The following is a 26258-nucleotide window of genomic DNA, read 5'->3' on the forward strand; positions in this document are numbered from 1 at the left end:
GCGGGAGGCGGCACGCGGCACGCGGCAGAATGACGGACATTTAAGAGAGGACATCAGACCTCAAGTGTCGAGAAAAAAAGTGAATGAGCACCGTTATGCGACGCCAAGCACCGCGTACCGGGAGCCTCGTGCGGTGAGGGAGAGACGGCCGGCAGAGGCCGCCGGTAATAAGAAAAAGAAGAGGATGAAGTACGGGAGGAGCGTAGAAATCGCGAATACGGTCATACGGGCTCCCGCTATGCGGCGGTTTGCGCCGTATAACGGCGGTCGGCCACACAGAAACAACGAGCAATAGAGACGGAAGTCCGGTGAGGCCGGGGACTCCGTTTACCGGACATAACCGGCTATCCAACGCAACGGGAAGGAAGTGACGGTATGATCAGGACCGATAGGAGCGGGACGGATTTTAAAGCGGTGCCGTCCGCCGGATTAAAGTTTTTGGAGTTGGATATGCCTGTTCTCGGGAACCTTCACCTGCACTTCGACGCCGGGGAAGAAGCGTATGTGAAGCTGTCGGGAGAGTACCGCCTGTTTCCCTTATACACGGCAAGGGAGGGGGACCGGCTCGTCCTTAAAGGCCGCAATCTCCCCGCCTACTTGAGACACGGCCAGAAAGAACGACTGCGCATCGACATCCATCTGCCGGAAGACACCGCCGTGGATCTGACTTTTTTCGCGGGAGTGGTCAGCCTTAACGGCGGATACGGCCCGCTCAGCGTGAAGGGTTTCTCGGGCGAGGTTTCCGGTTACACCGGGTCGGACCGCGTCCGAGTCCGGCTTCGCTGCGGCGACGTGTCTCTGGCCGGTCTGCCGGGCGAGGCGGACATCCGGATCGGGCTGGGCAGCTCAACCTTGCGCTGGTCCCGTCTGCTGGGAACCGAGCGTGTCCGGGTCCGCTGCGGCTTCGGAGGCGTAGAACTGCTGGTTCCGCCGGACTGGGCGCAAAAAGAGGAGCAGGGCGGCTTTTTCAAGAAAAAGCGGCTCCATGCTCCTCCCGGCGCGTCCGTCTCGGCCGCGGTGTGGTTCGGCGGACTGGATGTCGGCTCCAGCTGCGGGTTTACTGCACCTTAAGCGGCAGCGTATAGCAGCCGAACGCTTTATCCAGCAGCACGGCGGCTTCCTGGCGAAGCAGCGGCTGCTTGGAGCGGAAATCGACCGAGCCGTCCGGATTAACGGAGGCGCCGGGGTCTACGATGCCCTGCGACACCAGCGCAGTGACGGCTTTAACCGCCCACTCGTCGGTCGGTCCGGTCAGTTTGATTTCCGACGCAGGCTGTAGCTGCTTCATGTTCCGGATCATGGTAGCGGCCATCTGCCTTGTGACCGGAGCGCTCCGGTCGAGGCCCGGGATACCGGCGACCATCGATTTTTTGTTGCCTTCGACCGAATAAACGATGCCGTACCACCCGTGGGCCCGCAGAAGCACATCCGCAAATTCCCCTTGGGTCATCACGCCGTCAGGTTCGAACGAATTGCCTGAATTGGCGCCCATAATTTCCCACGTATTCATGTTATCGATGTGGGTTTTGTACGGGCTGTCTGTGGAGACGTCCTCAAACGGGGATTTCTCATGCATCTTCCGGGCATCGGAAGCGAAGTCCATGCTGTTCCGGTTGGAGTAATAGAAGTACTCGATCTGCCCGTGGCTGTCTTTTTTGAACGCTAATTTGTTTCCGGACTCGTCTTCGAAAAGCAGCGGATGGATCATTTTCAGGGTATGCTTGCCCGAGGAATTGGTTTCCATGATCAAATTGCCGCTGTCGTAGGAAAATCTCGATTTCAGGAACAGCATGCGCGTATTCTGGTACATGCCCGTGTAACGCTGCGCTTCTTTTTCATTCAAGGGAAGGTAAGTCGGCTTCTCGGGTTCTTCCTCGGCAGGGAAATAGTGATCCATGAATTCCTCGTACACTTCGACACTCATCATAGAGTCATTGTTGTAGGACATGTAAATCCCCGTATTCTTATCCGGAAGCAGAACGATCAGGGACTGGTGCCCCGGCATGCTGCCGCCTTTGAGCACCACATGATGGCCGTTCATAAGCTCCGTAAAATATCCCTCAAAGCCGACCGTCGTAATCGGCATCGATTTCTCCGAGAAAACCTGATAATTGTGCATGAGATCTATGCTCTCAGGGCTGACGAGCTGCTTGCCGTCGTACTTGCCCTTCTGGAGCTGCATGATCAAATAGTTGGACATATCTTCCGCCGTCGAGATGATGCTGCCCTGAGGCCCGTCACTCGGCGCGGGACCTGCCGTCGGCATAGGCTTTCCGGCCGGATCGTAATGAACGGCCATTCTTGCAAGCAGTTCCGGCGTAAAACGGACGCTTGTGGATTTCATGCCGAGCGGCTTGAACACCTTTTCCTGCATGTACTTGTCGAAACGCAGCCCGCTCACGTTCTGGACGGCATATCCGGCCAGCAGAAATCCGAAGTTATCGTACGTGTAGGCTTCTCCCGGCTTCCGCACGACCGTAGGCATGTGCTCGGCCAGGAACGGTTTCGTGGGGATATCCTGATCGACGAATTCGGGTCCTACATAAGTCGTAATATCCGGATAATCGACCCCGCTCGTGTAGGTGAGAAGATCGAATAACGTGAGCGGCGCGCCTGTTTTGTTGGGCACCTTTAAGCCATCCAGGTAAGGCTCGATGTCGCCCCTCAGCTCCATTTTCCCCTCGTCCACAAGCTGCAGGGCGGCCAGAGCGGTAAATGTTTTGGTGACGGAGCCGATCTGGAATACCGTGTCTTTGTCGACCGGAATGTTCTTTTCCTTGTCCGCATAGCCGTACCCTTTATTCAGCACGACCTTGCCGTCTTTGACGACTACGAAGCTGGAGCCGTTGACGTTGTATTTTCTCATTTTCTCGGCAAAGACAGGATCGGCAAACGCTTCTACTTCCTTCGCGTCGACAGGCCCCTGCGCGGGACCTTTATTTGACTGCGCAGACTCGGGCGGTTTGGCGGCCGGTGTGTCCGGCGTACAAGCCGTAAAGACAGATGAAGACAGGACGAGCAGGGCAAGACTTGCATGGCGTACGGTTTTTTTCATGGTTCATTCACCTTTTTCGTATCGTTCTTTGCGTGACCGCTTTGTGCTTTGATGCCGGCAAAGTTTGCCGTCAAAAAAACGGTGTCTCTTTCCGTGATCCCAGCATTGCAGACCTCACGTCACACCGGCCAGTGAACTTCCGTCATGGGGCCGTCATTTGTTGTGCCGGGAATGTCATATGACATTTGCTCACTGGCGCAGCTGACGGCAGGCGGTTTAGGATACAAACAGCCGGAGAAGATACCGGGCACAAACGAAATCACAAGAGCGAACAAGAAAGGACCGAGATTCCATGAAAAAAGAAATGATGCAAAGTCTGCAAGATTTTTATTTTTTGCTGCTTACTTTCGTTACAGGAGTGTTTTACTTTTGCTTCTACCTGGTTAGCCTGGTATTTAGCCTGAGCATGGCTTTTACCCTGGTCGGACTGCCGATGATCACCTATGTCATGCGCAGTACGCGCACGTTTGCCCGATATGAAAGAATTCAAACCAAAATCTACACGGATCTTTCCATTGAGCCTTACGAGCTGCCGGAAAAAAGTGAAGGCTCCGTATGGCGGCAGGCGAAAGAAGAACTCGCGGACCGCCGGAATTGGACGATCATCGGCTGGCTGATGCTGAAATTCCCGCTGGGCCTGCTTGCCCTTCTTTTAGCCGTGCTTTGCTACATTGCGCCTGTCATCTTCATTCTGATTCCGCTTGCGGTTCCCTACATGGACCTTTACTTTGCGGGGATTCCGGTGGACACGTTTGCGAAATCCCTCTTCGTGATGGCCGGGGGTGTTCTGCTCGCTTATGCAGGGGCAAAACTGGGCCGGAGCTCGGCGCTGCTGGCCGGGCGCTACATTCGGCAGATGTTCGAACGGCTTCACGCGTAGACAGCCGCAGCTTGCCGTGGCATAGTAAGGACAAGAACAACCGGGCGGCAAGCAAGGCAGCCAGACAAAGAGGTGATGGACATGTTCGATGCGGTCAAGCAGTGGTTCTGGTACGAGTGGGCTCTCTTTATCATCCGTATATTGATCTCTTTCTCCACCATTATTACGACCGTGCAATTTCAAAATGATTTAAACCTTCCCCTGTGGCTGGTTTTGTGCTGGGAAATATCCGCTTTCTCGATTCCATGGATTTTGCTGCAGGTGAACACAAAGGCTTATGCCGTTCCCGAGCTGATTTTATCCGGGGGAGTCAGTGTCTATTTAACTTCGTTATTTCCCGAAGCTTATTTAACCTTTCTCGTGCCCGCTGCCCTGATCGCAGCCAACAGTGCGGAGAAAACGTACCGCTGGACGGGGCCGGCCGCCGTTCTGCTGGTGCCTCTGGTGATGGTTCAATTCTCCGAACAAACGAAGCCTTTTTGGGAAATTGCGCCTCAAATCGGGCTGGCGTATGCGATCGGATACGCGTTCAATTTGCTGATGGTGAATTACCGGCAAAATGAAATTATCCGCAGCCAGAACAGTGTTCTGGAGCAGTACATGTCCCAAGTGGAGCGAGTCACCCTGCTTGAAGAACGGAACCGGCTCGCCAAGGATCTGCACGACACGATGGGCCATTCGTACACTTCGCTCATTATGGGATTGGAAACGCTGCGTCCGGACATTGGGACGGAGGAGGGCGAGCATAAGCTGGAGGCCCTCTTGGCCGTGACGCGCAAAAGCATGGGAGAGGTGCGGGACTTCCTTCACGGAATGGGCGCCTCGGAGGAGATGTCTTCTCTCCGGCAGGCGCTTGAGCAGCTGGCGCGCGAATTCGAGGCCAGCGCGGGGGCGACCGTAAGCCTGCGGGTGCTCGGGGAGGAAACTTCCCTGCCTCAGCAGGCGAAGATGACCTTCTACCGCTGTCTGCAGGAAGCGCTCACGAATGCGGTGCGGCACGGCAGGGCAACGGAGATTCAGGCGGCGCTGCAGTTCGAGCCCCGGCAGACCCGGCTGGAAGTGCGGGATAATGGCGAGGGCAGCGAGTCTCTGCCGGAGGGCTTCGGCCTGAAGGCGATGAAGGAGCGGGCCGCAAGCCTGCAGGGGCAGGTCTCCGTCTATTCGGAGAAGGGCGCGGGAACGACCGTGACGTGCACCCTGCCCCGCCAGTCGGAGCCGGGAGGAGAAGTGATCCGCCTGCTGATTGCCGACGATCAGGCGTTCATCCGCGAAAGCCTCCGGACCCTTCTGCAGGGACAGAAGGATATGACCGTTGCGGGGCTTGCCGGAGACGGCGAGCAGGCGGTGGAGCTTTGTGCGGAGCTGGAGCCCCATCTGGTGCTGATGGATCTGGATATGCCGAACATGGACGGCACTGCGGCCACGCGGACGATCAAGCAGAAATGGCCGCATGTCCGGGTCGTCATCCTGACGACTTTCCAGGCGCCGGACAAAGCGCTTGAAGTGCTGCGCAGCGGCGCGGACGGCTATCTGCTCAAATCGATCGAGCCGAAGGAGCTGGCCGAGACGATCCGTCTCGTGCATCAGGGCGGCACGATGATCGCGCAGGATCTCTCGACGAAGCTGTTCGGCGAGCTGGAGGAAGCGGCCCAGGCTTCGGGGCGCAGCGGCACCTCCGGTACTTCCGAGCCGGCGGAAACGGCCGGACTGCCGGGGACGGCGGCCCCTGCCGGAGAGAGCTATGAGCTGACTCCGCGCGAAATCGAGATTTTGCGGATGCTGTCCAAAGGGCTCCGCTACAAGTCCATCGCTTCCAAGCTGTACTTGTCGGACGGAACGGTCCGGAACTATGCGTCCACGGTGTACGCCAAGCTTGGCGTGCGCAACCGGGAAGAAGCCGTGGAAAAGGCGGCGGAGGCCGGGCTTCTTTGAAGCCGTATCCGGAAAGGCTTTCGGTTCCGCGAGGAACCGGGAGCCTTTTTCGTCTAGAGGAATAAGGTAAGGCCTGTCCCCAGGCTCGTCTCAGGATGGAAAATCGCTCCGATTTACCCGCCCGTTAGGTGTCCGCTCATACCAACCCGCCTTCGCCCGAATAATGTAACCCTAGAGCGAGGAGGCGATTCTAATGCCCGTTAAAAACGGCAGCGAGTATATAGAGCGGATTAACCGGCATCTTCCCGACGTCTGGATTGCGGGCGAACGGGTGCAGGGATTGATTTCGGAGCATCAAGCTTTCAAGGGACTGATGACGACTCAGGCTTCCATGTATGATATGCAGCAGGCGGAGGAATGGCAAGCGAAAATGACGTATGCTTCACCCTCGACAGGGGACCCGGTCGGATTGTCCTTCCTGCAGCCGAAGACGAAGAAGGACCTTGCGCTGCGCAGGCAGATGATGCAGGCGTGGGCATCGGTCCATCACGGGTTCCTGGGGCGTGCTCCCGATTATATGAACACGGCCATAATGGCTTTCGGCGCGGCGGCGGGTCTGATCGAGAAGGAAAATCCCGAATACGGGGATAACTTGAGGCGGTATTACGAATACTGCCGGGAAAACGACGTGACGCTTTCACACGTGTTCATTCAGCCGAAAGCGGCGAGAATGCCCTCTTTTCTGCGGACCTTCGAGGAAGACGCCGCCGCCCGGGTGGTGGAGAAGAATAAAGACGGCATCGTGGTCCGGGGCGCGTTCTTGCTGGATACGCAAGGGGCGACGTCGGATGAAATCCTCGTTTTTCCGGCTCCATTTCCGTTCGGTGGCGGCGAGGACAGTCCGTACGCGTTCGCTTTTGCGGTGCCGAGCAATTTGGCCGGCGTGAGCTTTGTATGCAGAGAGAGCTTCGTCGGGGGCGAATCGGCCTATAACTACCCTTTGAGCTCCCGATTTGAGGAAATGGATACGCTGGTCCTTTTCGAAGACGCGCTCGTGCCGTGGGACCGTGTGTTTATATGCGGGAACGAAAGGATGGCCTGGCAGCTTGTGGACGAAAGCCGCTTCCATACCCATGCCGGTATGCAGATCATGTGCAAAAATATCGCCAAAACGGAATTCATTCTGGGCACTCTCGAAAGAATGGTCGAAGCAGGAGGTCTCGACAGCCACAGCCATGTAACCGAGAAAGTAACGGAGGTTATCGTGGCTTTGGAAGCGCTCAAGGCGTTCCAGGTTGCGGCGGAAAAAGGAGCATCCCGGGACAAATGGGGAAGTATGCTGCCCGACCCGAAGCCGCTTCTTGCGGCCAACGCCTATTTTCCGAAAGTGTATCCGCGGTTTGTGGAAATCATCCAGTTGATCGGAGCCAGCGGGCTGATCATGATTCCGGACGAAGGGGATTTCGGCACGGAGATCGGCGGGCAGCTGAACCTTTACTTGAAGGGGATTGGCCTGAGCGCCGAAGAAAACGTGAAATTATCCCGGCTTGCGTGGGAGCTTGGCGTCAATGCGTTCGGCGGCCGGCAGGCGGTTTACGAGCGGTTTTTCTTCGGAAACGCTGCGGTTGTAGACGGGCGTTTGTACAACGCCTATAAAGAACGGGAAGCGCTAGGACGCCGGGTTCGGGATTTCTTGTCGGGAAAAGACGGAAAGGGATCGGGTTAAGTTAGCCGGTATATAAGTTGAAAAAGTTTCGGCCCGGGCCGGAGCTTTTTTGCTTTTCGGTCTTTTTTTAGTTATATTGTTTATAGATGAATATTTTATCATTGAAGTAATTAAGACGGCTAACGTTTGGAGAACATACAAGAGAGCCCCCTGAGGGGAAAGGCTGTCTAACATAAGAGGAGGATAACCGGTCATGATTATTATTCACGCGGCCATGCAGCTTCAGCCAGGCAAAGACGAGGCGTTCCTGAAAGAGATTCTTACGCTCGTGGAAGCTTCGAGAGGCGAGAGCGGAAATGTTTCGTATGATTTGTACAAACATGCGGAGAAGGAGAATGCTTACACAATGGTAGAGGTCTGGAAAGATCAGCAGGCGGTCGCCAGCCATAATTCCAGCGCTCATTTCACGGCTTTCACCGGCAAGGCCGGCGAATTTCTCGCCGCTCCGCTCGATGTGAAAGTTTATGCGGCCGAGGCGGTAAAGGTGTAGAAGATGGTGCAAAACAAGCTGTCGCCTGTAGTTTACAGACGGCGGCTTGTTTCGTTTACCGGGATAAAACATTGCGGCGATCCTAAAGATGGATTACTATCGGGTTTGTGCACAGTCTGTACACCTACACACATTTCATAAGCAGGCCGCAAAGGAGAATCGCGTCATGTCCGCAAAAGTTATCCACCATATTTGCATTCAGACGAGCTGTTATGAACAATCTCTGGCATTTTACCGGGATGCGCTCGGCTTCGAGGTTGTGCAGGAAACGCCCGATTTTCATACACGGGCTTATAATTCCTGGCTGCGCCTCGGCGAGTTCTATATCGAGCTGCAAACCGGCAAAGCCGGTGAAGAGCTTCAGCCGGTGAATACGAGTTCGCAGGGAATCGTTCATTTTTGTTTATGGGCCGAGGATCTTGAAGAAGAGGTCCGCCGTCTAAAGAATTCCGGAGCGGAATTCAGGCTCAAAAACGGCCGGGAAATTTATACGGTAGAGAACGGGAAGCTGTGCAAGCTGACGGCGCCCGAAGGGACGATCATGGAACTGAGGGATACGAAAGGGATCTGACCGGAGAGGCCGGAGCGGTGCTTCTGCACCGGCCCCGGCTCAAGGGACGGCGCGCATATACGGTGCGGACGGCGGATGCTGCCGCTTCGGAAAAAAGAAAGAGCCCACAGAGGATGGTCTGAGGGCTTTTTTGTATGCGCAGGCCGATCGGTTACAGGCGCGTAACGCGGTTACTTTACTTCGGCGATACGTCCTTCCACTTTCGGGCTGACGGTTCCCTGCTTGATGAGGGCTTCTTCCACGACGTCGTAAAGCGTGAAGCCGGAGTTGAACACTTTCTTATCCTTCATCATGGCATAGCCGTCACCGCCGGCCGCGATAAAATCATTCGTAGCCAGCTTGTAGGTCTTGTCCGGGTCAACCGGCTCGCCTTTCACTTTCAGCTCCACCACTCTTTCGCCGGCAGGCTTGCTGCGGTTGTAGGTGAACGTCATCCCGCCGATTTGCGGGAAGCGCCCTTCGCCGCTCTCCACTTTGCCGACTCCGTTTTCGAGCGCCGCTTTCAGCTCGCTGCCTGTAAGCTCCAGGACGACAAGAGTGTTCGGGAACGGGAGCACGTCGTACAGATTTTTCTTCGTGATGTCCCCGGCTTTCACCTGGGTCCGGATACCGCCGCCATTAATAAGCGCAACATCGGCTTCCTGTCCGCCGATCGTCTTCGTTTTGGCGAGCATGGCATCGGCGATCAGGTTGCCGAGATTGGTTTCCTTCGCGCGTACGAGGGTGCGTTCCCCGTCAAGCTGAACGTCGGTTTTGGCGATTTTCACATCAAGCTGTCCGTCTACGCGGCCGACGATATCTTTAACCAGCTTCGCCATCTCGGCATCGGGCTCCACTTTCTCGTCATATTCGATCAGGCCGCCGGTAAAACCGACAAGCTCCTTTTTGTAATAGTACAAGTCCGCGCGACCCATCGACTTGCCGTACTCCCAGTCCTGCACGATGTACGTGCCGTTTACGAGCTCCGGCTTCGTCAGCTGGGTGTGGGAATGGCCGCCGATAATAAGGTCGATGCCGGGAACCGTCTTCGCCATTTCGCGGTCGACTTCGATGCCGTTGTGGCAGACGACGATGACGTGATCGACTTTCTTTTTCAGCTCGGGCACAAGCTGCTTCGCTACTTCGATAGGGTCCTTGAACTCCAGCGCCTTCACGTTGTCGGGATGAGTCACGATCGGTGTATCCGCGGTCGTAAAGCCGAGAATGGCGAATTTCTTGCCGCCGATTTCGGTATAATGCACCGGCTGGAGCAGCTCCGTGCCGTCTTCTTTTTTGAACACATTCGAAGAAATGATCGGGTGATCGACCATGCCTTTGAGCTTGAGCAGCTGCTCGTAGCCGAAGTCGAATTCATGGTTGCCCGCCGCCTGCGCGTCGTAATTGAGGTAGTTCAGAAGCGGCACGATGGACTCGCCCTTGAACAGGTTGGCGAAAACGGTTCCTTGGAAAGTATCGCCCGCATCCATCAGCATGAAATTAGGGTTTTCCGCCCGCATTTCTTTCACAAGCGTCGCGATTTTAGCGTAGCCGAACTCTTTCAGCGATTTGTTTTCTTCGATATGTCCGTGAACGTCGTTGGTATGTCCGATCGTAATATGTAAGGTCATGGCTTGGCCAAGGGCCTGCAGAAAATCTTTCCGCGATACGGAGTCGGCACCGGCCGTCAGTTTGATGTCATACCCGGCTTTTTTGGCGATTTCGGCAACGGTTGCGGCGCTTAATACGGCGTCCGGCGTTTTTACTTTCTCTTCGCTCAGCAACCCCTGCTTTTCGGCCCAGGACAGGGAAGCCGATGCCCAGTGGGAAATCGAAGCGTCCGCCGTCAGAGAAGCTCCCTTGGAACGGGCGAGAATAGTAGCGAGCTCCGCTGTCGAAACGCTGCGGTCCAGCGCCAGGCCGCCGCCTTCGTAGCCTTCGATGATCGCTTTCTTTTGCATCCAGTCGGTATGGCTGAGCTGTGGTGCGGTCTGGGCGTAAATCGATGTGGCCAGAATAGAGGATATGATTGCGCTTACAGATAAAGCCGAAACAAATTTGCCTCTGAACAAAAGAATTCCCCCTTAACAAAATTAGACCCATTGTAACATGAGCCTTTCGGGGCAACAATAGAGGACTAGCGAACATAGTTTGTCAATTTGTGCACGGACGCCGCCGTAAACGCTCTCAAAAATGGTATAATGAAGAGAAGTGCTTATTGAATTCACGCTCATCTTCATTCATTTCCGGCCTGAATTGGATTGATTTTCATAAAAGGATGTTTTATACTCAGGAAATGAAATGATGTCACTTTTATATTGAACATAATTTCATAATGCGAGGCAGGGAAAAGCTCCAATGGAAGATGAAAAGCTCAGAAAGATTATCGAGGTAGCCAAATTATACTACCAGCTGGACTATAATCAGAACCAGATTGCTCAAATGCTCGGCTTATCCCGTCCGACCGTGTCGCGTCTGCTGCAGCAGGCCAAGACAGAAGGAATCGTGAAGATTCACATTGCGGACCCTTCGGAAGATTGCGAGGCTCTTGCGGTTACCTTACGGGAGAAGTTTCATTTGAAAAAAGCGGTGGTCGCTTTCGTACCGACTTATGACGACGAAATCGTCAAGAAATTTATCGGCGAAGCGGCCGCGCAGTACTTGATGACCACAGTAAAAGACAAAGATATTATCGGGGCTTCGTGGGGAACCACGATGTATCAGGTGGCGGCGAACCTCCAGCAGAAGGGGCTGACGGATTCCCGCGTCGTGCAGCTGAACGGAGGCGTGAGCCATGCGGACATTACGATCTCTCCGTCTGAAATCATCTATCTGTTCAGCCGGGCGTTTCACGTTACGCCGTATTTCCTCTATCTCCCGGCTATCGTCGATCACAGTCTGGTCAAGCAGGCGATTCAGTCCGACCGGCATATCCGCCGCGTGCTGGATCTCGGAAAGCTGGCGAACATCGCGATCTTTACGGTCGGGCTGCCGGATGCCGAATCGGTGCTGATCCAGTCCAATTACATGACCGAGGAAGATTTGGAGATTATTCAGAGCAGAGCCGTGGGCGACATTTGCTCGCGATATTTCGACGATAAAGGGCAGATCTGCCACACCAGCCTGAACGACCGGACCATCGGCATCGAGCTGGAGGATTTAAAGGAGAAAGAACAGGCGATTCTCGTAGCCGGCGGAATGAGAAAGGTAAACGCCATTTACGGCGCGCTCCGCGGCGGCTATGCGAATACGCTCATTACCGACCAGATGACGGCCAAAGCGCTCATCGCCAAACATGACGGCGGGCAGACGGCAACAGCCTGACGGCGGGCCGGCAGCATACGCGGCGCGCCCCGGCCGGGCTGTCTTGTACCGCACCAGACCAGGGGGACTTCACGAGATGACACAGACTACAGAGACTAACCACGTATCGCAGGCGGCTGCCTATATTAAGGACAAGCTGTCGTTTACGCCGCAGGTCGGCCTTATTCTCGGTTCGGGCCTTGGCGTTCTCGCCGATGAAATCGAGAATCCGGTCGTGATTCCTTACCGCGAGATTCCGGGTTTCCCGGTATCGACGGTGGAAGGGCATGCCGGACAGCTCGTATGCGGCATGCTTCAGGGCAAGCCGGTTGCCGCCATGCAGGGACGCTTTCACTATTACGAAGGATACGCCATGAATAAGGTCGCTTTTCCCGTATTTGTCATGAAGCAGCTCGGCGTGAGGACGCTTCTTCTGACCAACGCCGCGGGCGGAGTCGACGTAAGCCTGGAGCCGGGGGATCTGATGCTGATCTCCGATCACATCAACCTGATGGCGTCCAATCCGCTGATCGGACCCAATGACGCGGAGCTCGGCCCGCGCTTTCCCGATATGTCGGAGGCTTACTCGAAAAGGCTGCGCGAAGCGGCGCGCGAAACCGCCGGCTCGCTTAACATGAGCCTGAAAGAAGGCGTATACGTGGGCCTCACGGGCCCTTCCTACGAAACGCCGGCCGAAATCCGCATGGTGCGGGCGCTGGGCGGAGACGCGGTAGGCATGTCCACCGTGCCGGAGGCAATCGCCGCGAGCTATGCGGGGCTTGAAGTGCTGGGCATCTCCTGCATTTCCAACATGGCCGCGGGCATCCTGGAGCAGCCGCTTTCCCATGCGGAAGTCATGGAGACGACCGAAATGGTGCGCGCTAACTTCGTGGCGCTGATCAAAGGCATCATCGGCCGCAGCGACCTGTAGCGGCAGGCCGTCCGGCCGTCCCGGCCTACCTTCAAGGAATCCTGGATATTGCCGTCCAGGATTCTTTTTTTGCGCCCGGATAAGGGAGTGGAACGTTGTGCAAGAAGGACGCTATAAAGTAGAATAGGAAGTTGTAAAATAAATTTCAAATTAATATTTACATATGTTCATCACGAACCTATAATAGGTGTAATGTATTCCGGTTTTACTAATACTAGCCCGTGACAGCGGGTTTCATGCCTTACCTTTTTCTACAACTTAGACAAGTCTGGAGAGATGGTTTTGACTATAGCCTATGTGAACGGTCACTTTTTTACGATGGATGAAAGCAGCCGGCAGTACAAAAGCGGAATGATGGCCGTCAGCGGCGACACGATCGATTATATCGGCGATCCTTCCGAACAGCGGCTGGCCGCGGCGGACCGGGTCGTCGATCTGGGCGGCAAATGGGTTATGCCCGGCCTCGTCAATGTACACTCCCATATCCTGATGACCATCCTGCGGGGAATCGGCGACGATATGCTGCTGAAGCCGTGGCTGGAGACGAAGATCTGGCCGATGGAGGCCAAGTTTACGCCGGAGATCGCGTCTGTCAGCACCCGGCTCGGCATTCTGGAGATGCTGAAGTCGGGCACGACGACCTTCTCGGATATGTTTAATCCGAACGGCATCGACCTGGACGGCATCATGCAGGAAATTGCCGATACGGGCATCCGCGGCGCATTCTCGCATACGATTTTCAGCCTGGGCACCGAGCGGCAGCAGCGGGACAACATCGCCGGCGCGGAGCGGTTCGCGAAACAGTTCCGCACGTTCGCGGACGGACGTCTGACGACGATGGTTGCGCCCCACAGCCCGTATGCGTGCACGCCTGAGGCGCTGGAGGAAAGCGCGCGGATCGCGGCCGAGAACGGCCTGATGGTGCACATCCACGTGTCGGAGACGGACCTGGAGATCCGCGACATCGAGAGCCGCTACGGCGTGCGCCCCGTGGAGCACCTTCGCCGTCTGGGCCTGTTCGACCGGCCGACCGTGATGGCTCACGGAGTCGTTCTTAATGACGAAGAAAGAGCGATTCTTCATCAGTATGATGTGCGGGTAGCTCACAATCCGATCAGCAACTTGAAGCTGGGATCGGGAGTGGCGGACGTTGCCGCGCTTCTGGAAGCGGGAGTCAAGGTCGGCATCGCCACGGACAGCACCGCGTCCAACAACAACCTCGATATGTTCGAGGAGATGAGGACAGCGGCTCTGCTGCAGAAAGGGATTTACAAAGACGCGAGCAAGCTTCCCGCCGAAACGGTGCTGGCGCTGGCTACGCGCGTCGGAGCCGAGGTCATCGGCATGGGCCATACGGGATCGCTGGAGCCGGGGAAGAAGGCGGATTTTATCACCATAGATCCGTCGGATAAGCCGCATCTTCAGCCGCTGGAACAGGCGTTTTCGCATTTGCTCTACGCCGCGAGCGGACGTGACGTCTGCGATGTGTATGTCGGCGGAGCAGCCGTTGTGCGCGACGGAAGCTGCCTGACGATCGATGAAGAAAAGATCTTGGCGGAGGCCAACCGTCTGCAGGCTGAGCTGCGCTAAATCCGCTGCGCGGACTGCGGTTGACTGACGGGGCAGAGTGGAGGAATAGAAGTGATTCGGGGTCTTAACCGGTATTTTCAAGTGGAAGCCCACGGGACGACGTGGAAAAGAGAGCTGATGGCAGGCCTCACCTCGTTCTTTACGAGCGCGTACATTATGCTCGTCAATCCCCTTATCCTGCAGGATACGGGAATGCCGCTGAGCGCGGGAGTACTTGCGACCATCGCGGCGACCGTTATCGGTTGTCTGATGATGGCCTTGTGGGCGAATGCGCCCATTATCGTCATCCCCGGCATGGGGCTGAACGCGTTCTTTACGTACACGATCGTCCAGTCGCTGGGACTTTCCTGGCAGCAGGCGCTTGCCGTTGTCGTCGTGTCGGGTGTCATTTTCCTGCTTGCGAGCGTGTCGTCGTTCGGCAGCAAAATTTTATCTTCGGTACCCGCGTCGCTGAAGCACGGGATTACCGCGGGAATCGGCCTCATGCTTACGTTCATCGGCCTTCAGAAAGGCCAAATCATTCAGCCCGATTCCGTCAACTACGTGGGGCTCGGCAGTTTTACGAGTCCGGTCACGCTGGCGACGCTTATCGGACTGGCAGTTACGTTTATGCTGTTTGTCCGCAACATAAAAGGAAGCCTGCTCATCGGAATCGGATTTACGAGCATGCTGACGCTCGGACTCGCAGGGACAGGAGATGCGGCCGATAAAGCGGTCGATCTGAAGGCTTACGGGCAAGTCCTGGGAGCCGCCGATTTCAGCGTCATGCAGATTCCGTTCTGGATCGCGGTCTTCTCCATGACGATGATCGTCCTGTTCGAAAACATGGGTCTGCTCAGCGGCATGCTGCCGGACAAGGAAAAGTTCCCGAAGGCTTACCGGGTCGTGGCGGTGTCCACGATCGTATCCGGCTTCTTCGGGACCAGTCCCACCATCGCTTCGGCCGAAAGCACCTCCGGCATTTCCGAAGGCGGGCGGACAGGCATCCCTCCGCTCGTAACGGCGGTCCTGTTCCTGCTCTCCGCCCTGGCGCTGCCCGTGATCGGGCTGATTCCCGGCAACGCCGTCGCGCCGGTGCTCATTATTATCGGAGCGCTGATGATGATGAGCGTGAAGGATATTCCGTTCAACGATTTCTCGGAATATCTGCCCGCTTTTCTCATCGTGGTATGCATTCCCTTGACGTCCAGCATCGCGGACGGTCTCGCTTTCGGCTTCATCGCGTATCCTCTGATGAAGGCGGCCATCGGCCAGTGGAGAAAATGCTCGCCTCTGCTGTACGCGATTGCCGCGCTCTTTGTCCTGAACTTCGTGGCTTCCGCCGTGTTCGTACATTAAACAGAGGAGCCTGCATCGCAAAACAGGGAAATACGTATTGCGCGTAGCTCCTGGCTATGAGATTGGCATCTTATGATGTGTGGCCAACCGCGAGGACGGCGCTTTACGCTTGCGGTCCGGGTTCCCTTCTGTCCGGGAAGCGCTGCGCCGACAGCAGCGGTACCCTAAAAAGCCTGACGATACTTGGTATCGTCAGGCTTTTTTGCATGCGGCTCGAACCGAACGACCTAGGAAGTCCGGTGTCCCGGCCCTGGCCTGGCCTCCGTTTGTTCGCGGCCGCATATGAAGATGGAACGACTTATTGGAAAGTCTGTCCCAAACCGGTCGTTACATTTGGTACAATAAGGAAGAAAGGACAGGCCCCCTCGGAAACAGGGCTCTGCCTGTCTCGATTAAACCGACACCTTCGATTATTGGGGATACAAAGATGGACATTTATGCGATAAACATACGTTTCGACGAAGAAGAGACTGTACAGCATGCGGCCCGGCTTATGGTCCATCTGTCGGAGGAGAAGCGGGCCAAGGCCCAAAGGTTCTACCGGATGGAGGACCGCGTGAGGGCGGTTGCAGCGGATGCCCTCGCGAGGTGGTGCCTATGCCGGAAATTGGCTGCCGCTAACCATGAGCTGCGCTTCGGGACGAATACCTACGGCAAGCCGCATGTGACCGCGCCCCGCACCGGCGTCCATTACAACGTGACGCATTCGGGCTGCTGGGTCGCGGCGGGCATTTCCGAAACGGAGATCGGCATCGACGTGGAGCAGATCCAGCAGGTGGATCTGGATATTGCCGAACGTTTTTTTTCTGCCGCGGAGAAAGCCGACCTCTTCAGCCTCCCTCCGGAGGAGCGGTTGGATTATTTCTTCGATCTGTGGACGCTGAAGGAGAGCTACATCAAAGCGGTCGGCAAAGGCTTGTCGATTCCGCTGGACTCTTTTGCCATCCGCAAGAGGGAAAGCGGCATGTTCGAGCTGGAGCCGCAGCCGACCCATGTTTTCAAACAGTATGAGCTTGAAGGGCCTTACAAATTGTCCGTTTGCTCGACTTTGGACCATTTTCCGGATGAAGTTACCTTGCTGCGTCTGGAAGATTTGGTTTTTGAATAGCAGAAGAACCTTCCGGCAGGAGACTTCTCCACAAATAAAACACCGCATAAGCCTCCCAGCCCCGCCAGGGAGCGAAAAGCTGCCGGATCTCTTCGAGAGCCGGCTTTTGCGTGCGGTGCAGGAGCTGCTTCAGCGCGTTGTGAAGCCCCGCGTCCCCGATCGGGAAAGCGGCCGGGTTCCGCAGGCAGCGCATCAGCACGTAATGCGCGGTCCACGGGCCGATGCCGCGGATGGCGAGCAGGGTGCGCTCGGCGTCCTCGTAGGACCCGGAAGCGAGAAGCGCCTCCTTCGACAGCGTGCCGCTGTCCATCAGACCCGCCACATGGAGGATGTACTCGGCTTTCTTGCCGGTGAACTGGAGCTGCCGCAGCTCTTCCGCGGTCACGCCCGCCAGGTCCCTCGGTTTCGGGAACAGCCAGTAGGTGCGGCCTTCCCAGACCAGCTTTTTGCCGTAATTCTCCACAAGCCTGCGCTTGAGCGTATAAGCGAACGTCAAATTGATCTGCTGACCGGCGATCGCCCAGCAGAGGGCTTCGAACAAATGCGGCACGCCGACGATGCGGAGCCCGTAATATCCGGAGGCAAGCGGCCCGAGCAGACGATCGGACTGAGCCATCGCATAGAAGGGCGTCATATCCCGGGCAAGGTCCAGCCATTCCGCCGTGTAGGCCACCGCTTCCCGGACGGCGTCCGGATCTGTGGGCGGGCCTTGCATAAACCGGAGCTGGAGCCGGCCGGGACCCGGCTCGCTGATTTCGGCCGGAAGCCGTTCTTTTCCCGCTTCGAGCAGCTTGTAAATGCGGCCGTTTTCCACGCTGTGAAGGCACTCAAGGGGAGAGCGCGTCAGATACAGAAGCGTTTCCGGGTAACTGAACGCCGCCGGAGTTTCGATCTGCGCGATACCCGTCTGTTCGTCAAAACTGAAAACGGGCGTGTCCTTTTGCCGTATAGTCATGGAATCCCTCCAGTCTGAGCAGCTCTTCTTTGACCTGAAGGCCTCCTCTGAAACCGGTAAGCGCCGCATTTTTGCCGATGACGCGGTGGCAGGGCACGATGATGGGAACGGGATTGGCGCCGTTGGCCGTACCGACCGCTCTTACGGCGGCGGGGCTGCCTACGCTTGCCGCAATGTCGGAGTAACTGCGAGTTTCCCCGAAGGGAATTTCGGCTAAAGCTTTCCAGACGGAAGTCTGAAAGGCCGTCCCCCGCATATCAAGCGGAACGTCGAATTGCTGCCGGGTCCCTTCGAGATACTCCTTCAGTTGAAGAAGATAGCCGGCCATCCGTTCTTCGTCTTCGATCAGCACGGCTCCGGGAATCTGCCTGGCGGCCCAGCTTTTCAAAGTGTCCAGACTCTCGGTCGGCCACGTAATGCGGCACAATCCTTGATCTGTGGCGGCTACATATAAAGGTTTGTTCCGGAAAAGGGGATGTACCAGGGCTGCCCAATAAATTTCGGTTGTCGCCGAAAGAGTGTTCATTTTAGTCGCCTCCTGCTTGTTCGGTTTGTCTTGGATTGAATTGAACTGAACTGAATTAACTTGAATTGAATGGACTTCAATTAACTTTGATTTAATTTCAATTAAATTAAATTGGTTTTACTTCGGCACCGGTTCTCACTCAGGAGTTTCGGGCATTCTGTTCCCTAAATTCATTCGGCGCACAGCCGGCAGTTTTATGAAAGACGGCGGAGAAATGAGAAGCGCTGCGGAACCCCACTGCCGCGGCGATTTCGCCGATAGGTTGTTCACTCCGCGCAAGCCTGTGCTTCGCTTCCTCCATGCGGGTAAGAAGAAGCTGGCGCGAGGGACTGATCCCGGTCGTCCGTTTGAACGTCCGCTGCAGATGATAAGGGCTCATGTTCAGTTCGGACGCAAGCCCGTGCAGCGTCAGATTTTCGCCATAGCGGGTGCGGATCAGGTCCAAAACGGTTTCCGCCAGCTCCGCATCGGGTCCGTGGGGACTCGGATTTTCGGGCTTGCACCTTTTACAGGGGCGGAATCCGGCTGACAATGCTCCTTCGATGCTATCGTACACCCGCACATTTTCGGGCTTGGGAGTCCGGGACCGGCAGGATGGCCTGCAAAAAATGCCCGTAGACGTAATGCCCACGTAATACTGCCCGTCGTGACGGGTATCTCTGCTTAAAATCGTCTCGTAGACGGATTTGAAAATAGCGTCCTCGTTCATCCGTTAACCGCACCTCCTTCTCTTAACCGCACCTCCTTCTCTTAACATTATAAACTTCCGTCCGGTGCTTGATAATAGGAGTGAAACAGGACAGCAAAAATTCGCTAAGACCTTGAATGTGCGAGAATCCGGAAGCAAAAGAAGGATATAGACCTTGATCGGCAGTGCGGTCCGGTTTTCCTCCGCTCCGCTTTCCTCTATAATGAAGGAAGATTTTGTACAAAAAGGATGGAGGAGATCAGACAATGAAACGCATAGCGGTTTTCTGCGGATCAAGCAACGGAGCATCTGAAGTCTACAGGGAAGGGGCCGTAAGGCTCGGACGCGAGCTTGCGGAGCGGGGCCTCGGACTCGTATATGGGGGCGCCAGTGTCGGGCTGATGGGTGCCGTGGCCGATGCGGTTTTGGAAGCCGGCGGCGAAGTCATCGGAGTAATCCCGAAAATGCTCGAGAACCGGGAAATTTCCCATCACGGGCTGACCGAGCTGATCGTTGTCGAGTCCATGCATGAGCGTAAAGCGAAGATGGCGGAGCTTGCGGACGGATTTGTGGCCCTGCCGGGAGGACCGGGTACGCTGGAGGAGTTTGTGGAAATTTACACGTGGGGCCAGCTCGGTCTTCACCGGAAGCCGTTCGGGCTTGTCAATATCAATCAATATTACGAAGCACTCGTCGCTCTCTTCGATCGGATGAATCAGGAGCAGTTTATGCAGGACAAGTACCGCTCGATGGTGCTGGTGAACGAAGACCCGGCCAAGCTGCTGGAACAGTTTGCTTCCTATGAAGCGCCGGAAGTCAAAACTTACATAAAGAAAGATCAGACCTGAAATTTCAGGCATCCTTAGTAAAACGTACCGAAAAGAAGCATACTAGAGTCGTTTACGGCCTTCTTGGTGAAGAAGGTTGTGAAGGGCTCTTTTTTATGTCCGGAAAATTAGCGTAAGAAGCTTAAAGACACAAAAATGACATGAACATAATTTTACGATGTGTTTTACATATGTTCATGCGTGTGCTATCATGAAGGCATGAAATTCTTAAACCCATTGTCTTTTTAAAGGGCATGATAACTCATAATCAAGGAGTGTAAACACATGAGCATAGCCGGAATGATCGATCACACGCTGCTTCGTGCAGACGCGACAAAGGCTGAAATCACCAAGCTGACGGAAGAGGCGAAGAAGTACGAATTCGCGTCCGTCTGCGTAAATCCGACTTGGGTTGCCTATGCGGCCGAACAGCTCTCGGGATCGCCCGTGAAAGTTTGTACGGTCATCGGATTCCCTCTAGGCGCCACGACGTCTGCCGTGAAAGCGTTTGAAACGAAGGATGCGATCGCAAACGGAGCCGGGGAAGTCGACATGGTTATCAACATCGGCGCACTGAAAGCCGGGGACGATACGCTGGTGGAAAGCGACATCAAAGCGGTTGTCGAAGCGGCCGCGGGCAACGCCTTGGTGAAAGTCATCATCGAAACGAGCCTTCTTACGGATGAGGAAAAAGTGCGCGCAAGCAAGCTGGCGGTTAAAGCGGGAGCGGACTTCGTGAAGACGTCCACCGGGTTCTCGACCGGCGGAGCGACACCTGCGGATGTGGCGCTGATGCGCAAAACCGTCGGTCCCGACGTAGGCGTCAAAGCATCGGGCGGCGTACGCAGCCTCGAGGACATGAACGGCATGATCGAAGCCGGGGCAACCCGCATCGGGGCGAGCTCGGGCGTTAAAATCATGGAAGGCGGCCAGTCCGCTTCTTCTTACTAAACCCTGACCTTCGAGGAGGACGGATCCATGAAAGACCAACTGATTCAAGAAGCAATCGAAGCCCGCAAGCAGGCCTATGTGCCTTATTCGGGCTTCCAGGTCGGAGCGGCCGTGCTCACGGGCGGGAAGGTTTACCGGGGATGCAACGTTGAGAATGCATCCTACGGTTTAACCAACTGCGCGGAGCGGACAGCTATTTTTAAAGCCGTTTCGGAAGGCGAAGGCGGGCGCAAGCTCGAAGCTATCGCCATCGTGGCGGACACGGAAGGACCGGTATCGCCATGCGGCGCATGCAGACAGGTTATCGCCGAATTCAGCGACCGGAATACGAAGATTTACTTGACCAATCTTCACGGCAATACCGAAGAATGGACGATCGACCGGCTGCTCCCGGGAGCTTTTCAAGCCGACGATATGGAAAAAAAGTAAAAAACAATATGAAACTTCTTTTTGCAAACTGAATGTAAGCGCTTAATAGTTTTTCAGGTTCAGAGAGCTGTACCTGCAATCAAATCTGCTAATGCTGAGCAACCATTGGGGGAACCACTAACATGAAATATTTAGTTGCTATTCTGGGCGTGCTTGTCGTGTTCGGGCTTACTTACGCCGCCAGCAACAACCGTCGCAAAATCCGGTACCGTCCGCTGTTCGTCATGATCGCCCTGCAGGTGATCCTGGCTTTCGCCCTTCTGAATACAAGCGCGGGCGAATTTCTGATCCGCGGTTTCGCGAGCGTATTCGAATCGCTTCTCGCTTACGCGTCAGAAGGGATCAATTTTGTGTTCGGCGGCATAGCGAACGAAAAGACGTCTCCGTTCTTCCTGAACGTGCTGCTTCCTATCGTATTTATTTCCGCATTGATCGGGATTTTGCAGTATACTAAAATTTTGCCGTTTATCGTCAAGTACATCGGTCTGGTGCTCAGCAAGGTTAACGGCATGGGTAAGCTTGAGTCTTACAATGCCGTGGCATCCGCGATTCTGGGCCAATCGGAAGTATTCATTTCGGTGAAGAAGCAAATCGGCCTGCTGCCGAAACACCGCCTGTACACGCTTTGCGCTTCGGCCATGTCCACGGTTTCGATGTCCATCGTCGGAGCTTACATGCAGATGATCGAGCCGAAGTTTGTCGTAACGGCGCTGGTGTTGAACCTGTTTGGCGGATTTATTATCTCGTCGATTCTTAACCCTTACGTGGTTACGAAGGAAGAAGATATTCTTGAAGTGCAGGAAGAAGAAAAGCAGTCTTTCTTCGAAATGCTGGGAGAATATATTCTTGACGGTTTTAAAGTCGCCATTATCGTGGCGGCCATGCTGATCGGTTTCGTAGCCCTGATCGCCCTGATCAACGGTATTTTCGACGGCATTTTCGGCATCTCGTTCCAGTCCTTGCTCGGGTATATTTTCGCTCCGTTCGCGTTTGTAATGGGCGTCCCTTGGGCCGAAGCGGTCGAAGCCGGAAGCATTATGGCAACCAAGATGGTATCCAACGAGTTCGTCGCCATGCTCGACCTTGCCAAACATACGACTATGTCCCCGCGGACTGTCGGAATCGTATCGGTGTTCCTCGTTTCCTTCGCGAACTTCTCTTCCATCGGGATCATCGCCGGTGCGGTTAAAGGGCTTCACGAAAAGCAGGGCAACGTTGTGGCCCGTTTTGGTTTAAAATTACTGTATGGAGCTACATTGGTCAGCGTCCTGTCGGCTACGATTGCGGGGCTGTTCCTGTAAGCTGAATAGGAAAGGGAGCGAGAAACATGACTACGTTTAAACGGATTCACCTGATTGTACTGGACTCGGTCGGTATCGGCGAAGCGCCGGACGCCGCTAAATTCGACGACTTCGATGTCGATACCCTGGGACATATCGCCCGGGAGAGGGGCGGCCTCAACATGCCGAACATGGCCAAGCTGGGCCTCTCCAACATTCGTCCGATCGAAGGCGTGCCTGCGGCGGACAAGCCGCTGGCTTACTATACGAAGATGCAGGAAGCGTCGAACGGGAAAGATACGATGACCGGGCACTGGGAGATCATGGGCCTGAACATCGAAACGCCTTTCCGTGTGTTCCCGGACGGTTTCCCGGATGAGCTGATCGGGCGTATCGAAGAGAAAACCGGCCGCAAGGTGATCGGCAACAAGCCGGCCAGCGGCACCGAAATCATCGACGAGCTCGGTGAGGAGCACGTGAAAACCGGAGCGCTTATCATTTACACGTCCGCGGACTCCGTGCTTCAGATTGCCGCCCACGAAGACGTGGTGCCGCTGAAGGAGCTTTACGAAATTTGCGAGTTCTGCCGCGAAATTACGCTGGAAGATCCGTATATGCTGGGCCGCATCATCGCTCGCCCGTTCGTTGGCGAAGCCGGCAGCTTCAAACGGACGGCCAACCGTCACGATTACGCCTTGAAGCCTTTCGGGCGCACTACGATGAACGAGCTGAAAGACAAAGGCTTCGACGTGATCGCGCTCGGCAAAATCTCCGACATCTACGATGGCGAAGGCGTTACGAAAGCGGTCCGGACCGTTTCCAACATGGACGGCATGGACAAGCTGGTGGACACGCTCGGCGAGTCCTTCACGGGACTCAGCTTCTTGAACCTCGTCGATTTCGACGCTCTCTACGGCCATCGGCGTGATCCGCAAGGGTACGGACAGGCGCTGGAGGATTACGACGCCCGCCTGCCGGAAGTGTTCGCCAAATTGACGGACGAGGATCTGCTGATCGTCACGGCCGACCACGGCAACGATCCGACCTACCGCGGAACGGACCATACACGCGAATACGTGCCGCTGCTCGTTTACTCGCCGCGTTTTGCGGGTGGCGGCAAAGAGCTGCCGCTGCGCCGCACGTTCGCCGATATCGGCGCTACCGTCGCGGACAACTTCGGCGTCACGCTGCCTGCCTACGGCACAAGCTTCCTGGCGGACTTGAAATAAACCGGGGACGATAAGCCGTCCCCCTTACCTTATTTTATTTATAACGGAGGTACACGTTCATGAGCGTTCACATTGGTGCAAAACCGGGCGACATCGCCGAAACGATCCTGCTGCCGGGCGATCCGCTGAGAGCGAAGTATATCGCGGAAACCTACTTGTCTGACGTAATCTGTTACAACGAAGTCCGCGGCATGCTGGGCTTCACGGGCACGTACCAGGGCAAGCGGGTTTCGGTGCAGGGATCGGGCATGGGGATTCCGTCGATCAGTATTTACGTCAACGAGCTGATCAGCCAGTACGGCGTCAAAAACCTGTTCCGCGTCGGTACGTGCGGAGCCATGCAGGAGCATGTCCGGGTCCGCGATGTGATCCTGGCCCAGGCGTCCTGCACGGATTCGAGTGCGAACCGCCATGTTTTCGGCGGCTTCGACTACTCTCCCATCGCGAGCTTCCCGCTGCTTAAGGCCGCTTACGAGCGCGGCGTGGAGAAGGGGCTTAAGCTTCACGTCGGCAACATTTTCAGCTCCGACATCTTCTACCGCGACGACAAGACGGCCGTGCAGAAGCTGATGGATTACGGCGTGCTCGGCGTCGAGATGGAAACGACCGCCCTTTACACGCTGGCGGCCAAATTCGGCGTGAACGCTCTGACGATTCTGACCGTGAGCGATCACCTTCTGACCGGCGAGGAAACGTCGTCGGAAGAACGGCAGACGACCTTCAACGAGATGATGGAAGTGGCTTTGGATACGGCGATTTCGCTGTAGGACGATACTGACGCCGGGGATTTGAATACGGCTCGGTTTTCAGGACAGAAACACGGCAATCCAAGACAAAGAAGACATTTAGAAAGACGGATGACGGATAAACGGGACACAGGTTTAGGACCGGCATCCCGTGAATAGGAATTAGTTAAGAGTACTTACTGGTAAAGCGAGGAGAAAAGACGATGAGAATGGTCGATTTGATTGCGAAGAAGCGTGACGGCAAGGAACTGACGACGGAAGAAATCAACTTTATTATCGAAGGCTACACGAAAGGGGATATTCCCGACTATCAGGTCAGCGCACTGGCGATGGCGATCTACTTCAAGGACATGACGGCGCGCGAGCGGGCCGATCTGACGATGGCAATCGTCAACTCCGGCGAAACGATTGACTTGTCCGCGATCGAAGGCATTAAAGTAGACAAGCACTCCACGGGCGGAGTGGGCGACACGACGACCCTGGTGCTGGCTCCGCTCGTAGCGGCTTTGGATATTCCCGTTGCAAAAATGTCCGGACGCGGTCTGGGCCACACCGGCGGCACCATCGACAAGCTGGAAGCTATCGAAGGCTTCCACGTGGAGATCTCCAAGGACGAGTTCGTGAGCCTGGTGAACGAACACAAAATCGCCGTGATCGGACAGACCGGCAACCTTACGCCTGCCGACAAGAAGCTGTACGCTCTTCGCGACGTGACGGCGACCGTAGATTCCATCGCGCTCATCGCCAGCTCCATCATGAGCAAGAAAATCGCCGCAGGCTCGGACGCTATCGTGCTCGATGTCAAAACGGGCGCAGGCGCGTTTATGAAAACTCCCGAGGACGCGAAAGAACTGGCGCACGCCATGGTCAGCATCGGAAATAACGTAGGCCGCAAGACGATGGCCGTTATTTCCGATATGAGCCAGCCGCTCGGCGCCGCCATCGGCAACGCACTGGAAGTTCGGGAAGCCATTGATACGCTGCGCGGCCAAGGACCGAAGGATCTGGAAGATCTCTGCCTCGCCCTGGGAAGACAAATGGTCTTCCTGGCAAACAAAGCTTCTTCCCTGGAAGAAGCCGAAGAGAAGCTCAAAGAAGTAATCCGCAACGGCAAGGCGCTGGAGAAATTCAAGGAGTTCATCGCCAACCAGGGCGGGGACGCGTCGGTCGTGGACAATCCCGAGAAGCTGCCTAAAGCGAAGTTCCTGATCGAAGTGCCGGCTCGCGAAGACGGTGTCGTAGCCGAAATCGTCGCCGATGAAATCGGTACGGCGGCTATGCTGCTCGGAGCGGGACGCGCCACGAAGGAATCGCAGATCGACTTGGCCGTCGGTCTTATGCTGAACAAGAAGATCGGCGAGAGTGTTAAAACGGGCGAATCGCTCGTAACGATCCACGCCAACCGTGAAAACGTGGAGGATGTGATCGCTATGATTTACGACAACATCCGTATCTCGGATCACGCTGAAGCGCCTGTCCTCATTCACGATATCGTGACGGAGTAGGTTTCGCGAGAAGCTTGGAATTCTACGGAATTACGGCTGATCGAAAAATCGGCTGCAGTCCGGCCGCAGGCCGAAGAAACCGCCGCATCATAAGGGATGCGGCGGTTTTTTTGTGCGCTGCGCGAATATGTATCGGGGCGGACGGTCACAGGTTCGATAGACCGCCGCGCTGCGCCGCAACGTGTGTTTCGGTTTTGCGCGAGCTAAAAAACAGGGAAAGGCCGTTTCTTATTTTCCGGTTGACAACAATTGGAAAGGGGAATAGAATGAGACGAAATGATA

At 55.7% G+C, this 26258-nt stretch carries 23 protein-coding genes; 18 read left to right on the plus strand and 5 right to left on the minus strand.

Features of this window, described 5'->3' with window-relative positions; genetic code table 11:
* Nucleotides 1-375: 375 nt before the first annotated feature.
* Complete coding sequence (locus ACI48J_RS02065) at nt 376-1071, plus strand: hypothetical protein (RefSeq protein WP_405081405.1); 696 nt, start codon at nt 376-378, stop codon at nt 1069-1071.
* Here ACI48J_RS02065 and ACI48J_RS02070 read toward each other — a convergent pair.
* On the minus strand, nt 1058-3055 hold the full coding sequence (locus tag ACI48J_RS02070; protein WP_405081406.1) for a serine hydrolase: 1998 nt from the start codon (nt 3053-3055) through the stop codon (nt 1058-1060). The two genes, ACI48J_RS02065 and ACI48J_RS02070, sit on opposite strands and share 14 nt — an antisense overlap.
* Nucleotides 3056-3347: 292 nt before the next feature.
* On the opposite strand from ACI48J_RS02070, the gene ACI48J_RS02075 reads away from it, so the two are divergent.
* From ACI48J_RS02075 to ACI48J_RS02095, 5 genes are all read left to right on the plus strand, one after another.
* Nucleotides 3348-3935, plus strand: a complete 588-nt coding sequence (locus tag ACI48J_RS02075) for a sensor domain-containing protein (protein ID WP_326052068.1) — start codon at nt 3348-3350, stop codon at nt 3933-3935.
* An 81-nt stretch (nt 3936-4016) separates the two neighbouring features.
* The gene (locus tag ACI48J_RS02080; RefSeq protein WP_405081407.1) at nt 4017-5867 is read left to right on the plus strand and encodes a response regulator; all 1851 of its coding nucleotides are present in this window, start codon (nt 4017-4019) and stop codon (nt 5865-5867) included.
* 193 nt (nt 5868-6060) lie between these two features.
* The gene (hpaB, locus tag ACI48J_RS02085; RefSeq protein WP_326052066.1) at nt 6061-7533 is read left to right on the plus strand and encodes a 4-hydroxyphenylacetate 3-monooxygenase, oxygenase component; all 1473 of its coding nucleotides are present in this window, start codon (nt 6061-6063) and stop codon (nt 7531-7533) included.
* Nucleotides 7534-7726: 193 nt separating this feature from the next.
* Nucleotides 7727-8023, plus strand: coding sequence for a putative quinol monooxygenase (locus ACI48J_RS02090; protein ID WP_326052065.1), 297 nt, complete (start codon nt 7727-7729; stop codon nt 8021-8023).
* Between the two features lie 166 nt (nt 8024-8189).
* Complete coding sequence (locus ACI48J_RS02095; RefSeq protein ID WP_405081409.1) at nt 8190-8594, plus strand: VOC family protein; 405 nt, start codon at nt 8190-8192, stop codon at nt 8592-8594.
* Between the two features lie 170 nt (nt 8595-8764).
* Here the strand turns inward: ACI48J_RS02095 and ACI48J_RS02100 are convergent, their stop codons facing one another.
* Entirely contained in the window at nt 8765-10642 is a 1878-nt protein-coding gene (locus ACI48J_RS02100) for a bifunctional metallophosphatase/5'-nucleotidase (protein WP_405081410.1), read from the minus strand.
* Between the two features lie 286 nt (nt 10643-10928).
* Between ACI48J_RS02100 and ACI48J_RS02105 the strand changes: the two genes are divergently transcribed.
* From ACI48J_RS02105 to ACI48J_RS02125, 5 genes are all read left to right on the plus strand, one after another.
* The gene (locus ACI48J_RS02105) at nt 10929-11894 is read left to right on the plus strand and encodes a sugar-binding transcriptional regulator (protein ID WP_009671421.1); all 966 of its coding nucleotides are present in this window, start codon (nt 10929-10931) and stop codon (nt 11892-11894) included.
* 76 nt (nt 11895-11970) lie between these two features.
* The gene (locus ACI48J_RS02110; RefSeq protein WP_405081411.1) at nt 11971-12804 is read left to right on the plus strand and encodes a purine-nucleoside phosphorylase; all 834 of its coding nucleotides are present in this window, start codon (nt 11971-11973) and stop codon (nt 12802-12804) included.
* Between the two features lie 276 nt (nt 12805-13080).
* Nucleotides 13081-14394, plus strand: a complete 1314-nt coding sequence (locus ACI48J_RS02115; RefSeq protein ID WP_405081412.1) for an amidohydrolase family protein — start codon at nt 13081-13083, stop codon at nt 14392-14394.
* A 51-nt stretch (nt 14395-14445) separates the two neighbouring features.
* The gene (locus tag ACI48J_RS02120; RefSeq protein WP_405081413.1) at nt 14446-15732 is read left to right on the plus strand and encodes an NCS2 family permease; all 1287 of its coding nucleotides are present in this window, start codon (nt 14446-14448) and stop codon (nt 15730-15732) included.
* A 427-nt stretch (nt 15733-16159) separates the two neighbouring features.
* Nucleotides 16160-16840: a 4'-phosphopantetheinyl transferase family protein gene (locus ACI48J_RS02125; protein WP_405081414.1), complete on the plus strand. Its 681-nt coding sequence runs from the start codon at nt 16160-16162 to the stop codon at nt 16838-16840.
* Here the strand turns inward: ACI48J_RS02125 and ACI48J_RS02130 are convergent.
* From ACI48J_RS02130 to ACI48J_RS02140, 3 genes are all read right to left on the minus strand, one after another.
* Nucleotides 16803-17795 carry a DNA-3-methyladenine glycosylase family protein gene (locus ACI48J_RS02130; protein ID WP_405081416.1) on the minus strand — a complete coding sequence of 331 codons (993 nt, stop codon included), beginning with the start codon at nt 17793-17795 and terminating at the stop codon, nt 16803-16805. The genes ACI48J_RS02125 and ACI48J_RS02130 overlap by 38 nt on opposite strands.
* Nucleotides 17755-18321, minus strand: coding sequence for a methylated-DNA--[protein]-cysteine S-methyltransferase (locus ACI48J_RS02135; RefSeq protein ID WP_405081418.1), 567 nt, complete (start codon nt 18319-18321; stop codon nt 17755-17757). Before ACI48J_RS02135 ends, ACI48J_RS02130 begins: the two co-directional genes overlap by 41 nt.
* A gap of 139 nt (nt 18322-18460) precedes the next feature.
* Nucleotides 18461-19030, minus strand: coding sequence for an Ada metal-binding domain-containing protein (locus ACI48J_RS02140; RefSeq protein WP_326052056.1), 570 nt, complete (start codon nt 19028-19030; stop codon nt 18461-18463).
* A gap of 245 nt (nt 19031-19275) precedes the next feature.
* Between ACI48J_RS02140 and ACI48J_RS02145 the strand changes: the two genes are divergently transcribed.
* From ACI48J_RS02145 to ACI48J_RS02175, 7 genes are all read left to right on the plus strand, one after another.
* Complete coding sequence (locus ACI48J_RS02145; protein ID WP_405081420.1) at nt 19276-19857, plus strand: TIGR00730 family Rossman fold protein; 582 nt, start codon at nt 19276-19278, stop codon at nt 19855-19857.
* A 264-nt stretch (nt 19858-20121) separates the two neighbouring features.
* Nucleotides 20122-20787: a deoxyribose-phosphate aldolase gene (gene deoC / locus ACI48J_RS02150; protein WP_405081421.1), complete on the plus strand. Its 666-nt coding sequence runs from the start codon at nt 20122-20124 to the stop codon at nt 20785-20787.
* A gap of 27 nt (nt 20788-20814) precedes the next feature.
* A complete protein-coding gene (locus ACI48J_RS02155; protein ID WP_405081423.1) occupies nt 20815-21216 on the plus strand; it encodes a cytidine deaminase in 402 nt (133 codons plus the stop codon).
* 122 nt (nt 21217-21338) lie between these two features.
* Nucleotides 21339-22517, plus strand: coding sequence for a NupC/NupG family nucleoside CNT transporter (locus tag ACI48J_RS02160; RefSeq protein ID WP_405081425.1), 1179 nt, complete (start codon nt 21339-21341; stop codon nt 22515-22517).
* A 26-nt stretch (nt 22518-22543) separates the two neighbouring features.
* The gene (gene deoB, locus ACI48J_RS02165) at nt 22544-23725 is read left to right on the plus strand and encodes a phosphopentomutase (RefSeq protein ID WP_405081427.1); all 1182 of its coding nucleotides are present in this window, start codon (nt 22544-22546) and stop codon (nt 23723-23725) included.
* Between the two features lie 59 nt (nt 23726-23784).
* Entirely contained in the window at nt 23785-24492 is a 708-nt protein-coding gene (deoD, locus tag ACI48J_RS02170; protein WP_405081429.1) for a purine-nucleoside phosphorylase, read from the plus strand.
* Between the two features lie 182 nt (nt 24493-24674).
* The gene (locus ACI48J_RS02175) at nt 24675-25976 is read left to right on the plus strand and encodes a pyrimidine-nucleoside phosphorylase (protein WP_405081430.1); all 1302 of its coding nucleotides are present in this window, start codon (nt 24675-24677) and stop codon (nt 25974-25976) included.
* Nucleotides 25977-26258: the final 282 nt, after the last annotated feature.

This window comes from Paenibacillus chitinolyticus, from assembly GCF_045038035.1.
In the GTDB taxonomy this organism is placed as follows: Bacteria; Bacillota; Bacilli; order Paenibacillales; family NBRC-103111; genus Paenibacillus_F; species Paenibacillus_F chitinolyticus_A.

Excerpts from the sequence above, each read along its gene's own strand:
- ACI48J_RS02105 (WP_009671421.1), top strand. The coding sequence starts at position 10,929 with ATGGAAGATGAAAAGCTCAGAAAGATTATCGAGGTAGCCAAATTATAC.
- ACI48J_RS02145 (WP_405081420.1), top strand. The coding sequence starts at position 19,276 with ATGAAACGCATAGCGGTTTTCTGCGGATCAAGCAACGGAGCATCTGAA.
- ACI48J_RS02080 (WP_405081407.1), top strand. The coding sequence starts at position 4,017 with ATGTTCGATGCGGTCAAGCAGTGGTTCTGGTACGAGTGGGCTCTCTTT.
- ACI48J_RS02095 (WP_405081409.1), top strand. The coding sequence starts at position 8,190 with ATGTCCGCAAAAGTTATCCACCATATTTGCATTCAGACGAGCTGTTAT.
- ACI48J_RS02125 (WP_405081414.1), top strand. The coding sequence starts at position 16,160 with ATGGACATTTATGCGATAAACATACGTTTCGACGAAGAAGAGACTGTA.
- ACI48J_RS02090 (WP_326052065.1), top strand. The coding sequence starts at position 7,727 with ATGATTATTATTCACGCGGCCATGCAGCTTCAGCCAGGCAAAGACGAG.
- hpaB (WP_326052066.1), top strand. The coding sequence starts at position 6,061 with ATGCCCGTTAAAAACGGCAGCGAGTATATAGAGCGGATTAACCGGCAT.
- ACI48J_RS02175 (WP_405081430.1), top strand. The coding sequence starts at position 24,675 with ATGAGAATGGTCGATTTGATTGCGAAGAAGCGTGACGGCAAGGAACTG.
- ACI48J_RS02130 (WP_405081416.1), bottom strand. The coding sequence starts at position 17,795 with ATGACTATACGGCAAAAGGACACGCCCGTTTTCAGTTTTGACGAACAG.
- ACI48J_RS02110 (WP_405081411.1), top strand. The coding sequence starts at position 11,971 with ATGACACAGACTACAGAGACTAACCACGTATCGCAGGCGGCTGCCTAT.
- ACI48J_RS02140 (WP_326052056.1), bottom strand. The coding sequence starts at position 19,030 with ATGAACGAGGACGCTATTTTCAAATCCGTCTACGAGACGATTTTAAGC.
- ACI48J_RS02075 (WP_326052068.1), top strand. The coding sequence starts at position 3,348 with ATGAAAAAAGAAATGATGCAAAGTCTGCAAGATTTTTATTTTTTGCTG.
- ACI48J_RS02135 (WP_405081418.1), bottom strand. The coding sequence starts at position 18,321 with ATGAACACTCTTTCGGCGACAACCGAAATTTATTGGGCAGCCCTGGTA.
- ACI48J_RS02155 (WP_405081423.1), top strand. The coding sequence starts at position 20,815 with ATGAAAGACCAACTGATTCAAGAAGCAATCGAAGCCCGCAAGCAGGCC.
- deoC (WP_405081421.1), top strand. The coding sequence starts at position 20,122 with ATGAGCATAGCCGGAATGATCGATCACACGCTGCTTCGTGCAGACGCG.
- deoB (WP_405081427.1), top strand. The coding sequence starts at position 22,544 with ATGACTACGTTTAAACGGATTCACCTGATTGTACTGGACTCGGTCGGT.
- deoD (WP_405081429.1), top strand. The coding sequence starts at position 23,785 with ATGAGCGTTCACATTGGTGCAAAACCGGGCGACATCGCCGAAACGATC.
- ACI48J_RS02070 (WP_405081406.1), bottom strand. The coding sequence starts at position 3,055 with ATGAAAAAAACCGTACGCCATGCAAGTCTTGCCCTGCTCGTCCTGTCT.
- ACI48J_RS02115 (WP_405081412.1), top strand. The coding sequence starts at position 13,081 with ATGGTTTTGACTATAGCCTATGTGAACGGTCACTTTTTTACGATGGAT.
- ACI48J_RS02160 (WP_405081425.1), top strand. The coding sequence starts at position 21,339 with ATGAAATATTTAGTTGCTATTCTGGGCGTGCTTGTCGTGTTCGGGCTT.
- ACI48J_RS02065 (WP_405081405.1), top strand. The coding sequence starts at position 376 with ATGATCAGGACCGATAGGAGCGGGACGGATTTTAAAGCGGTGCCGTCC.